This is a genomic window from Flavobacterium sp. (assembly GCF_965657075.1).
Lineage (GTDB): Bacteria > Bacteroidota > Bacteroidia > Flavobacteriales > Flavobacteriaceae > Flavobacterium.
On the sequence record NZ_CBFHMV010000037.1, the window covers coordinates 1 to 11,960 of the forward strand.

The 11,960-nt window shown below is 31.8% G+C and carries 9 protein-coding genes; 1 reads left to right on the forward strand and 8 read right to left on the reverse strand.

From position 1 onward, the window contains the following. Nucleotides 1-4,388: choice-of-anchor J domain-containing protein (locus ACTF56_RS12430; RefSeq protein ID WP_438967229.1), on the reverse strand; the 4,388-nt coding region annotated here is incomplete at its 3' end. 116 nt (nt 4,389-4,504) lie between these two features. On the opposite strand from ACTF56_RS12430, the gene hflX reads away from it, so the two are divergent. Next, nucleotides 4,505-5,734 carry a GTPase HflX gene (hflX, locus tag ACTF56_RS12435; RefSeq protein ID WP_438967230.1) on the forward strand — a complete coding sequence of 410 codons (1,230 nt, stop codon included), beginning with the start codon at nt 4,505-4,507 and terminating at the stop codon, nt 5,732-5,734. 56 nt (nt 5,735-5,790) lie between these two features. Here hflX and ACTF56_RS12440 read toward each other — a convergent pair whose 3' ends face one another. The 7 genes from ACTF56_RS12440 to ACTF56_RS12470 all read right to left on the reverse strand — a co-directional run bounded on the left by ACTF56_RS12440 (nt 5,791) and on the right by ACTF56_RS12470 (nt 11,774). Beyond that, nucleotides 5,791-6,678 carry a DUF3078 domain-containing protein gene (locus ACTF56_RS12440; RefSeq protein WP_438967231.1) on the reverse strand — a complete coding sequence of 296 codons (888 nt, stop codon included), beginning with the start codon at nt 6,676-6,678 and terminating at the stop codon, nt 5,791-5,793. 85 nt (nt 6,679-6,763) lie between these two features. After that, nucleotides 6,764-7,279, reverse strand: a complete 516-nt coding sequence (locus tag ACTF56_RS12445) for a DUF2480 family protein (protein WP_438967232.1) — start codon at nt 7,277-7,279, stop codon at nt 6,764-6,766. A gap of 47 nt (nt 7,280-7,326) precedes the next feature. Beyond that, a complete protein-coding gene (locus ACTF56_RS12450; RefSeq protein WP_438967233.1) occupies nt 7,327-9,162 on the reverse strand; it encodes an ABC transporter ATP-binding protein in 1,836 nt (611 codons plus the stop codon). Nucleotides 9,163-9,233: 71 nt separating this feature from the next. Then, nucleotides 9,234-9,557 carry an SUF system Fe-S cluster assembly protein gene (locus tag ACTF56_RS12455; RefSeq protein ID WP_438967234.1) on the reverse strand — a complete coding sequence of 108 codons (324 nt, stop codon included), beginning with the start codon at nt 9,555-9,557 and terminating at the stop codon, nt 9,234-9,236. Nucleotides 9,558-9,601: 44 nt separating this feature from the next. After that, nucleotides 9,602-10,027 (reverse strand): SufE family protein, encoded by a 426-nt coding sequence (locus ACTF56_RS12460; protein WP_438967235.1) that lies wholly within the window; start codon nt 10,025-10,027, stop codon nt 9,602-9,604. After that, nucleotides 10,027-10,446: a hypothetical protein gene (locus ACTF56_RS12465; RefSeq protein ID WP_438967236.1), complete on the reverse strand. Its 420-nt coding sequence runs from the start codon at nt 10,444-10,446 to the stop codon at nt 10,027-10,029. Before ACTF56_RS12465 ends, ACTF56_RS12460 begins: the two co-directional genes overlap by 1 nt. Nucleotides 10,447-10,553: 107 nt before the next feature. Further along, nucleotides 10,554-11,774 (reverse strand): aminotransferase class V-fold PLP-dependent enzyme, encoded by a 1,221-nt coding sequence (locus ACTF56_RS12470; RefSeq protein WP_438967237.1) that lies wholly within the window; start codon nt 11,772-11,774, stop codon nt 10,554-10,556. Between the last annotated feature and the right edge of the window lie 186 nt (nt 11,775-11,960).

Genomic DNA, 11,960 nt, shown 5'->3' on the forward strand with positions numbered 1-11,960 from the left:
TAAGAATTACCTGAAATTAAAGACGGTAATACAAAACTATTACATGCAGTAACTGATGTATTAGCTAGTGGGTCAAGTGTAGCAGTAGGTATAACATTAACAGTAATAGTCGTAATTACAGCACATTGTCCATTATTTGGAGTAAATGTAACTGTTTGAGGACCAGAAATGGCATTATTTAAAGCACTATTCCATACACCAGTTATTCCATTAGTTGACATGGTTGGTAAAGTTGGCGCTGTTGTTCCTTGACAGAAATCTCCTATTTGTGTAAAAGTAGGAACAATTGAAGGAGCTACAACTGTTACGGTCATAGTCGTACTCACAGCACATTGTCCAGCACTTGGAGTAAAAGTAACTGTTTGTGCACCAGTAACTGAATTATCTAAAGTATTATCCCATGTACCTAGTATTCCATTGTTAGAAGTAGTTGGTAAAGTTGGCGCTGTTGTACCTTGACAGAAATTAGGTATCTGTGTAAAAGTAGGAACAATAGATGGTGCATCAACTGTAACAGTCATTGTAGTTGTACTAGTACAATTTAAATCATCTGGTGTAAATGTAAATGTTTGTGCCCCCACAATAGAATTATCGATAGCAGCATCCCAAGTACCTACAAAACCATTGTTAGAGGTAGTTGGTAAAGTTGGTGCTGTTGTTCCTTGACAGAAATTAGGAATTTGAGTAAATGTAGGTACTGCAAATGTATTTACTGTAATATCAACTGTAAAAGGAGTCGCACATAAACCAGCATCAGGACTATAAGTATAAGTTATAGTTCCCGGCGTTGTTGTATCTATGGTTGATGGAGACCATGAACCAGAAATATTATTGGTTGGAGTTGTTGGTAAAGTTTGAGCCGTTTCATTTTGGCAATAAGTCATTTGAATTGGGTCAAAAGTAGGTACAACAGATGTATTGAATGTTACTAGTTTCGTATCAGATACAGTTAACTGTCCACAAGTAATTTCACATTTGTAATTTCCAGTTTCTGTAACCACTAAAGTGTTAGCACTCGCTCCCGGAATTAATACATCATCTTTATACCATACTATTGCATCATCATTGTTAGTCACTGCAGTTATTGTATATGAAGTTTCGTCACATAAAACAATATCTTGTCCTAAGTCAACTGTACAACAAAAAGCACTACCAGTACTTGTACCAGATTGTGTTAAACTGAATGTTCCTGCAGCTCCATTAAAGTTAGTTACTAAAAGTAAATAATTTTGTCCAGCAATAGCATTTGGAATATCAATAAATTCAAAAGCAGATGCAGAATAACTACAATCTACAATATTGTTAGGTATTGTAGTGTTTCCATCAGGATAATCATATAAAGAGTTACAAGCATTACTGTCCATTTGAGCATCTGTAAATGGACCCCATAATATAAAATCAACATCAATTGGATTTCCAGTTGCATTGTTAGTTTGTGTTAAATCAAATGTAATATTACCGGTTGTTTCAACTTTAAATTTAAACCAAACCGGATTTGGAGCAGATCCTAAACAACCTGGACTTCCTGCACTAGGTAATCCTGTTTGACTGATGAATATTTCATTGTTTTCACCACAAAATGGTTGAGCTGTATTACATTGAATTGGAGTTGTAATACATAAATCAAAATTAGAAAATAAATTTGAAGCAGTAGATTGAGAGAAAATTCTAATCCAATAAACACCTCCAATAGTTAAACCACTTACAATACCATTATTATTGGTTTGACAATTTATTTGTGATAAAGAATTACAATTTGGTCCTTCATATACAGCAAAAGCTAAATCTGTAGTAGTTCCTTGTACATTGTTTAAAGCAATATTTTGAATATTTCCTACAGCTGTAAATTGAAACCAAACATCATCATTTGCTGATCCAGCTCCACCACATGTCGTTGGTTGAATAGAAGGAGTAGCACTTGTTATTGTTCCAGGCGTAACTGCATTACATACTATTGAACTATTTACTGGAGCTACAATTGCCGTTGAACACTCATCATTAGATGGTGCTGGTGGAGGTGTGCTGATACATAAATCAAATATTGTATCCTGTAAAGGCACATTTGTTGCAGTGTATATTCTTACATAGTAAGTTTGTCCAGGAGTTAAATTTCCTGCAACGTTGAAGTTATCTGGACTACATAAAATTTGTGTTAATCCATCACAAGGTGTTGTTGCATTTGAAGAAGAGTATACTGCATAATTTAAATCGGTATCTGATCCAGAAACATTCAATAAATTAAAAGTATGAATAGCGTTTGAAGCTACAAATGAATACCAAACATCGTCATCAGCAGTACCAATACAAATGTTAGTTTGAGAAGATGGTGTTGCACCTTCGACAGTTCCGGATGTTGTCAAATCACAAGTTCCATCAGTGTTAACAACAGCTGGAACAGCAGCATCACAATTGTCATTTGCAGGTGGAGCAGCAGGTGTTATACAAGTTGTATTTAAAATAAACTCGCCTTGGGCTGTTCCTGATCCATAAACATAAACATAATAATCTTGTCCAGTTACGGTAGTAATTTGAACTTGTGATTGTGTACCACAAAAATCATCATTACCATCAACACAGGTTAATCCTGAACAGTTTCCAGTATATACTTGTAATTTAGTATTAAAAGTTGAACCACATAATGAAAATGTAACTACATCACCGTTACCCGCATATTTATACCATAATCCACCTGATCCAGGACCAGTTCCACAGGCAACAGTTGGTGCCCCAGTTGAATTTGCTCCAACGGTTGTTTGAGTAAATGTACTTCCACAGCTTATATCTATTGGATTTGCACATAAATCATTTGTTGCTGGACAAAAAGTTTGTGTTAAAATAGGACTGTTTTTAAAACAGTTGTTATCTGTAGCGTTCTGTAAGTTGATTGTTACATTAGTTCCGTTTGGAAAAGGCCCAAATTGCATTGTTCCAGGAGCTAAAAGAGTTTCCGTTGAAGAAACAGGAATTGTAACTCCTACTATAGAAGTTGCAGATCCCATATTTGACACATTTGCTGTTACAAAAAATGTATCAGGCGTAACCGAACAATTAGAAACTACATTAAAAGTTGCACTAAGGTTAGTACAAGTGTTTTTTACTATTGTTAGGGTATAATCACAACTTTGATTTGTTCCATTTGTACCTGCAAAAGTTGAAATTACTACATAATACGTTTGACCAGCAACTGGTGTAAAAATAACTTGATCTGCAGTTGTGTTTCCATTTCCTGCGGTACTTCCAGCCACACAGCTTACTCCAACATTAGAACATCCTGTGTAAACAAATAAACCAGACCAGTTGGTGTTGGTTTGATTTGTAATTTTTATTGGATCATTGTTATCTGCTACAAAAGTATAGAAAACATCATCTCCATTTAAATAACCAGCGGTTGTACTACAACTTGTTCCTGGACTTCCACTATAATCATCTCCAAAACCAAGAGTAGAACCTGAAACTTGATAAGGAATACTAGCTACAGTTATTGGAGCATCACAAGTTTGACCTGGTGATGATGTTGTGAAATTAAAAGGACCAGCCCATTCACTATTAATACCATCTGCACATAAAGCTCTTACATAAAATTGATAAGCTGTTGAAGGCATTAATCCAGGATAACTCACCGAAGTTCCTGTAGCAGGAATTACTCCTAATGAAGCTAAACCATTTGCTTCAAAAACTTCAACTTCAAAATTAGTTGCTGTTGAATTATTAGTCCAACCAAGTGAAGCCGAGTTTAAACCGATATTTGTAGCTGTCAATAACGTTGGGTCTAAACATTGAGAAACAACTTTTACATCGTCTAATAAAAAACGATCTCCAAAGTCATTAGTCATTTCAAATGCAATGTAAACTTGTGTTCCAGCAGGATAAGCTGCTAAAGAAACTAATTGTTCTTCATAAACACCATTAACTGTATTGATTGCAGGATTTCCAACACCTGTTTCAGAATACGTTTGAACCGTTGTAAAATCGCCTGCTACTAAACTGGCTTGAGGATTACTTGATGTTGATACTCTCACAGTATAAACACTTCCAGCATTTCCTCCTGTAACTTGTCTTGCAAAAAAGCGAAGTTGACCGTTAGCAGGTACTGTTATTTGTGGTGTTACTAACCAATCGGAAGCAAAAGTTCCATTAGTTACATTTTCACGATTTAGATAAGCAGAACGGGTGCCTGCATAAACAGCTGGATCAGGACTTGCAACAACTTCCCATGTATTATTAAGTCCGATACCGTTATCAAAAACCCTCCAATTTCCTGAACCAAGTGTCCAGTTTCCTGATGCTTCAGGTAAGTTTGTTCCTTCAAAGCCTTCTTCTAAGACTATTTGAGAAAAACCAACTAAAGAAGAAAAGGTCATCAATAAAATTAATGTAATTTTTTTCATTTGTAATATAGTTTGTGTGATTGAATCTCAAAAGTAATTATTTATTTCAAAATCTAAAGTATTTTATTGATTTAAAATGCTAATTTTGTTTCAAATCGTAGAAATTTAACATAATAATGCTAGAAAAAGAAATAGTAAGTTTTGAAAAAACAATAATTGTAGGGATAATTACTCAAAATCAAAATGAAGAAAAGTTAAACGAATTTCTTGATGAACTTGAATTTTTGACTTTTACAGCAGGTGGAGAGGTTATAAAAAGATTTGTTCAAAAAATGGATAAACCCAATCCAAAGACATTTGTTGGTACAGGTAAACTTGAAGAAATACTATCATATATAAAACAAAATGATGTGTCAAGTGTAATTTTTGATGATGAATTAACCCCTGCTCAACAAAAAAACATCACCAAAATTTTTGACATAAAAGTATTAGACAGAACAAATTTAATATTAGATATTTTTGCACAAAGAGCACAAACTTCTTATGCAAGAACTCAAGTTGAATTGGCTCAGTGCATTTACCTATTGCCCAGATTATCAGGAATGTGGACACACTTAGAAAGACAACGTGGTGGAATTGGAATGCGTGGTCCTGGTGAAACAGAAATTGAAACAGACAGACGTATAGTTCGAGACAGAATTGCACTTTTAAAAGACAAAATTAAAGCAATTGACAAACAAATGGCTACTCAAAGAAGTAATCGTGGTGCTATGGTAAGAGTTGCCTTGGTGGGTTATACGAATGTTGGAAAATCAACCTTAATGAACGCTGTAGGGAAAAGTGAAGTTTTTGTTGAAAATAAACTTTTTGCAACTTTAGATACTACTGTTAGAAAAACAGTCATTAAAAATTTACCTTTCTTGTTGTCGGACACGGTTGGTTTTATTAGAAAACTTCCAACACAATTAATTGACTCTTTTAAAAGTACTTTAGATGAAGTTCGAGAAGCCGATTTATTACTTCATGTGGTAGATATTTCTCATCCAGAATTTGAAAGTCATATTGAATCAGTAAATCAAATTTTGAAAGATATTAAAAGTGATGATAAATCCACTATCATGGTTTTTAATAAAATTGATGCTTACAAACCTGAATATTTTGATGAGGAAGATTTAACTATTGAGAAAGAACCAAAACACAACACTCTTGATGAGTGGAAAAAAACCTGGATGAATAATGTTGGTGAAAAAAATGCTCTTTTTATTTCTGCGACTGATAAACTAAACTTTGAAGAATTTAGAGAAAAAGTTTATGAAGCCGTAAGGGAAATTCATATAACTCGATTTCCGTATAATAAATTCCTATATCCTGAATATAGCGAAGCTTTTGAGAAAGAGGAAGAATAAAAAAGGCCCCAAGTAGTTAATTATTTGGGGCATTTTATTTTTATAAGAACAAATTTTTAGAAAGTATAATTAACTCCTAAACCAATGTTTTGACGTGTTTGAAATCCTCTAAAGGCATTGTCATCATAAATAGTTTGAAAAGTAAAATTAGTTGATAAATATTTATTCACTTTCATAACGATATTTAATTGATAATCTAAATCAACATTTTGTGGATCTTCCAAGTAATTAGAATATAAATTAATAATGTTTTCAACTGAAACATTTTCCATGATGTTAAATTTGTAATAACCATTTACGGCTGCTCCAAATTCAAACCTTGAAGATTTTCCTTGTTCTACACCAAATGAAGGTCCAAATTGTGTAAAATGATCATGAACTACAATTAATTTTGAGGTTGCTGGTGCTATATTAAATTTTAAATTATCACTTTTTTTCCACATCATACCAGGACCAACTTGTAAATAAGCAGGAGAGAAGAAATGTGATATTTTGGTGGTTTGAGTTGCTGGATCTAAACCTGTATCAAACTGTGTTTTAAAATTTAAAAAAGCGGAATAATACCAATTCCCGGAAGCTTTTTTTCCAAGCAAAGAATTAAAAAGAAGTCTGTCATCTGATTTTTGTAAATCGGCACCTTTAAGCTTTGTAACACCATAACCAGCAATGATTTTGTTGTCCCAAGACCAATCTGCTTTTTTGTAATTGAAATCGTAATTAACAAGAATATTTCCTGAAATATTACTTTGTCCACCTGCCAACCAATTGTTAAAAGTAGCCTGATTTCCTATTAGAGAAAATGTTCCTGCTTTTTTCCATCCATCGGGTTTGTCTTCACCAACTTTAGCTGCGGCTTCCTCTGTTTTTTTTAATGTTTCCTTTTCACTATTTTGAGCAAATGTTACCGAAGAAACTAATAATAAACTTAATACTATTTTTTTCATTTATGTTTTGTTTTAATTGGCAACAAAGTTATATAATGAAAGTTTATGTACAAATTTTATTTAAAAACAGGCTTTTTAACGGTATTTATTGTTTTTTAATCGATTTAAACAAAGGTACAGCAGAACAAGCTTCACCAAACATAATGCTTTTTGCGAAAGGGATTAATTTTTGAATAGCCAAAACATAAGCTTCTTGAGGAACAGGTTTGTTGGAACAGCCTTTTAAAATTAATGGTTTTTTATCATAAATAGAAAAATCTATTTGATTTAAAGTATCTTGATAATAACTCAAAAGCAAATCATTTTTAGTTCCTGAAGTTATTTTGGAAGCAAATGGCTGTAAATGAACAGTAACTAAAGCAAATGTCCAAGCTGGTAAAATGGCATCCGTTGAACAATTTATGGCAACTAAAGCATCTTTATATTGAGACCAATCGTGAATTTTTAAAGAGGCTCTAAAGTCTTTTTCCTTCAACAAGAATCCTCCTTCTAACCATTGTGAAACATCTATTGTATATATGGGTTGTTTTGGAAAATAATCTTCTAAATCAAAGACTTCCAAAATACTATTTGCTACTTTATTTATAATTTCTTCTTCCATTTTTAATATATTTTTTTGGAATTTGGAATTTGATTGTTGGAATTTACTTATTGATATCCTTCTGCTTGAAGGGTGAATAATTGTGCATAAAGTTTATCATTTATCATCAATTCTTCATGTGTTCCTGATTCTAAAATTGAACCTTCTTCTAAAACTATAATTCTATCTGCTTGACGAACTGTACTAAATCTGTGAGAAATAATCACGCTCGTTTTATTTTTAATTAAGTGAATGAAACGTTCAAAGACTTCACTTTCTGCTTTCGCATCTAAAGCTGATGTTGGTTCATCCAAAATCATGACTTCAGCATTTTTCATGTAAGCTCTGGCTAATGCAATTTTTTGCCATTGACCACCAGAAAGTTCTTGTCCTTTTACAAAACGTTTTCCTAATTGTTGGTTATATCCAGAAGGCAATTCGGAAACTACTTCATTGGCTAAACTTAATTCAGCTGCTTTTTCAATTCGAGTTTGGTTATCAATTTCATCTATTTTTCCAATAGCAATGTTTTCTTTAACGGTAAATTCATATCTGAAAAAATCTTGAAATAAAACACCAAAATAAGCTTGATATTCACTTTTATTATAACGATTTATATTTACTCCATCTAATAATATTTCACCAGAAGTGGGTTCATAAAATCGAAGCAATAATTTCGTTAAAGTTGTTTTTCCTGCTCCATTTTGTCCAACAAAAGCTATTTTTTCACCAGCTTCTATTGAGAAACTTACATCTTTTAAAATCTGATTTTCAGATTCTGGATAAGCAAAGTAAACATTCTTAAATTCAAATCCTTTTTGAATGATTTTTGGTAATGGAATATCTTCTTTTGTTTTCGGTTCAATTGAAATATCTATAAAATCAAAATAGTCTTTTAGATACAATGAACTTTCAGAAATACGAGTAAATTTAGAGAAAAAATCTTGTAAACTTTTCATCAATCTATTAAAACTTCCTGAAAGGAAAGTCAATTCTCCCAAAGTAATTACTCCAGACAAAACACGATAAATGATAAAAACATAAGCAGCATAATAACTTATTGAACCTAATAAATTAAACAAAAACCCATAGCTAGAACGCTTGATTACCAAAGATTTGTTTAAGTTAAAATATTTAGTAGCTAAGTTTTGAAAACGATTTACCACAAAATTGGTCAAACCAAAAAGCTTGATTTCTTTAGCCGTTTTATCGTTTGCACCGATGAATCTTAAGTAATCTAATTCTCTTCTTTCGGCTGTCCAACTTCTAGCTAAGGAATATTGTTGTTGGCTAAAACGAACTTCATTGATGAAAGAAGGAATTATGCTCAAAACGAGTAAAATAATCAGATAAGGTTCAAAATATATTAAACCAGCAACTAAAGTTAAAATAGAAATAGTGGTTTGTGCTTGACCTAAAACATTTGACATTAAGTCAACACGACCCATTGTTTGCGTTCTGGCTCTTTCTAATTTATCGTAAAATTCAGAATCTTCCAATAAACTAATATCAACTTCATTCGTTTTTTGGATGATTTTAACTGATGTTTGAATGTTGTATTGATCACCTAAAATACCATCTGTTAAAGAAATGGCTCTACTTACTAAATCCGAAACAACAACTAAAATGAATTCAATTAAAACGTATTTCCAAAGTTCAGAAAAGTCTTTTTCTCCTTCTGTTGTGATTCGAATTATTTCATCAATAATGATTTTTCCAACCCAAAGAATTACAACAGGTAATAAAGCTGCAATTAACCTACAAAAAGCAGAAATTAAGAACAATTTTTTATTGGTTCTCCAAATTTCTTTAAAAAAACGAGGCACATAAGTAAGTGAATTAAAAGAGTCTTTTAATCCAATTTTCTTTTTGTCGTTTAGTGATTTTGGTTGATTTCTAGCCATTTTTTAGTGTTCAGCTTATTCATGTTTAGTAATTAAAACTGCCAACTAAATACTGAATACTGGTAACTGAATTAAAGCATTCCTAATTCCAATTTAGCTTCTTCGCTCATTAAATCTTTGCTCCAAGGTGGATCAAAAGTAATTTCAACTTCACACGATTTTACTTCATCAATTGATTTTACTTTTTCTTCAACTTCAAGTGGTAAAGTTTCTGCTACTGGACAATTTGGAGAAGTCAATGTCATTAAAATTTTAACGTCATTATCTTCGTTGATCATTACATCGTAAATTAATCCTAATTCGTAAATATCTACGGGAATTTCTGGATCGTAAATTGTCTTTAAAGTTTTAACAACATTTTCTCCTAGGTTTATTTCGTCTTTATATTCTTCCATTTTATGCTGAATTTATTTCAGTATCTTATTTAATACTTTTATTGTTAATTTGATTGCTTGGCTTGAAATCCTAAAGCATACATTTTTATTTGCTTTATCATCGAAACCAAACCGTTGGCTCTAGTTGGTGATAAATGCTCTTTTAAACCAATATCGTCAATAAAATCTGTGTCTGCTTCTAATATTGCTTCAGGTTTTTGGTTTGAAAATACTCTAATTAGAATGGCAATAATTCCTTTGGTAAGAATGGCATCACTATCTGAAGTAAAGATAATATTTCCGTTTTTTTCTTCACCATGAACCCAAACTTTAGATTGGCAACCTTTAATGATGTTCTCTTCGGTTTTATATTGTTCCTCGATAAGCGGTAATGATTTTCCAAGTTCAATGATGTATTCGTAGCGTTGCATCCAATCGTCAAACATGGAGAATTCATCTACTATTTCATCTTGTATTTGTTTAATTTCCATTATTTATTGGCATATTTTAAAATTAAGTCAACAAAAGGTTTAATTTCTGTTGGCGGTATTGTATGATCAAAACCTAAGGTTTTATATTCTTTATTTTCTTTTGTGATGTGAAGGTTTGCAAACGCTTTTCCATCGTAATCTCTTTGTTTTGTTGAGCCTTTAAGTTGTTCAAAAGATTCTATATTTATTTTAGAATATAGTTCAGCTAATGATTTCCACTGACTTTCTTTTAACTTAATTTCATTGAATTTTCCATCTCTTTCGTTTTTAACCAAAAATTGCTTGTTTTCAATGGTTACAGTTTGATGAAAACCTCTTGTGTTGGCTATATATTCAATTTTAATTTGTTCTAATTCTTTATATTGAGAACATCCTTTCATTAAAAACAACCCTAAAAAAAATGTGATTAGTACTTTCATATATGTAAAAATTTATTTGTTAGCGGTCATATATGGTATCGCCTTTTTATTTATTGGTGTTTGCTTATGCAAACTTGTTGTAAATGGCCATTTCATAATTTATAAATTTATGACAACATCATTTTTGCTTTTTTAATAGCTTCAATAAAAACATCAATCTCTTCTTTAGTATTATAAAAAGCAAAACTAGCTCTTATTGTTCCTGGAATTTGATAGAAATCCATAATTGGTTGTGCGCAATGTTGCCCTGTTCTTACCGCTATTCCTAGTTTATCTATAATCGTGCCAATGTCATAGGGATGGATGCCATCAATATTAAATGAAATAACAGAAGCTTTTTTGTTTAAATCATTTGGACCGTATATAGTAATTCCTTCTATTTCTTGAAGTTTTTTAGTTCCATAACTTAAAAGTTCCTGTTCGTGAGCAGCAATATTATCGAATCCTACAGAATTCATATAATCTATGGCAGTACCATATGCAATTCCTCCACAAATATTAGGTGTTCCTGCTTCAAATTTATGTGGTAAATCTGCGTATGTTGTCTTTTCAAAAGTTACTGTTGCTATCATCTCTCCACCACCTTTGTAAGGAGGCAATTTTCTCAACCATTCTTCTTTTCCATACAACATTCCAACACCTGTTGGGCCACACATTTTATGAGCTGAAGTTACATAAAAATCAACATCCAAAGCTCGAACATCAGGTTTTAAATGTGGACAAGCTTGAGCACCGTCAATCAGAACTGCTGCACCAACTGCATGTGCCTTTTCAATAATTTCTTCAATTGGATTTATAGTCCCTAATGCATTTGAAATATGGTTACAAAAAACTAATTTCGTTTTGTTTGAAAGTAATTTTTCATATTCTTCCATAATTAATTCTCCTTGAAGATTCATTGGAATTACTTTTAAAACTGCACCTGTTTTTTCGCAAAGCATTTGCCAAGGCACAATATTACTGTGATGCTCCAATGCCGAAACAATAATTTCATCTTCTTTTTTAAGAATTGATTCAAACCCGTTAGCTACCAAATTAATACTTTCGGTTGTTCCTGAAGTAAATATTATTTCATAGGATTCTTTTGCATTAAAATGTTTTTGAATTTTTAATCGTGCTTGTTCATAAGCATCTGTTGCTAATTGACTTAATGTATGAACGCCACGATGAATATTTGCGTTATATCTAGAATAGTAGTCAACAATAGAATCAATTACTACTTGAGGCTTTTGGGAAGTAGCTCCATTATCAAAATATACTAATGGTTTTCCATTAATTTGCTGGGAAAGAATTGGAAATTGAGCACGTATTTTTTGGATATTTATCATTGTGATAATTGATTTATTGCAAATTTACAATATGATTATTTAAAATTAGAATAAATAATGGTTAAAAATTATATAATAAAAAAGCAACTCGAATGAGTTGCTTTTTTATTTATATAGCTTGATTTTACCTTTTTAATGTGAAATGTGCTTTAAATTGTTTTTGTTCTACTCCTTCTAGATAGTCTA

Bases quoted from the DNA above. Each gene is read 5' to 3' on its own strand.
- hflX (WP_438967230.1), top strand. From the start codon at position 4,505: ATGCTAGAAAAAGAAATAGTAAGTTTTGAAAAAACAATAATTGTAGGG.
- ACTF56_RS12440 (WP_438967231.1), bottom strand. From the start codon at position 6,678: ATGAAAAAAATAGTATTAAGTTTATTATTAGTTTCTTCGGTAACATTT.
- ACTF56_RS12445 (WP_438967232.1), bottom strand. From the start codon at position 7,279: ATGGAAGAAGAAATTATAAATAAAGTAGCAAATAGTATTTTGGAAGTC.
- ACTF56_RS12450 (WP_438967233.1), bottom strand. From the start codon at position 9,162: ATGGCTAGAAATCAACCAAAATCACTAAACGACAAAAAGAAAATTGGA.
- ACTF56_RS12455 (WP_438967234.1), bottom strand. From the start codon at position 9,557: ATGGAAGAATATAAAGACGAAATAAACCTAGGAGAAAATGTTGTTAAA.
- ACTF56_RS12460 (WP_438967235.1), bottom strand. From the start codon at position 10,027: ATGGAAATTAAACAAATACAAGATGAAATAGTAGATGAATTCTCCATG.
- ACTF56_RS12465 (WP_438967236.1), bottom strand. From the start codon at position 10,446: ATGAAAGTACTAATCACATTTTTTTTAGGGTTGTTTTTAATGAAAGGA.
- ACTF56_RS12470 (WP_438967237.1), bottom strand. From the start codon at position 11,774: ATGATAAATATCCAAAAAATACGTGCTCAATTTCCAATTCTTTCCCAG.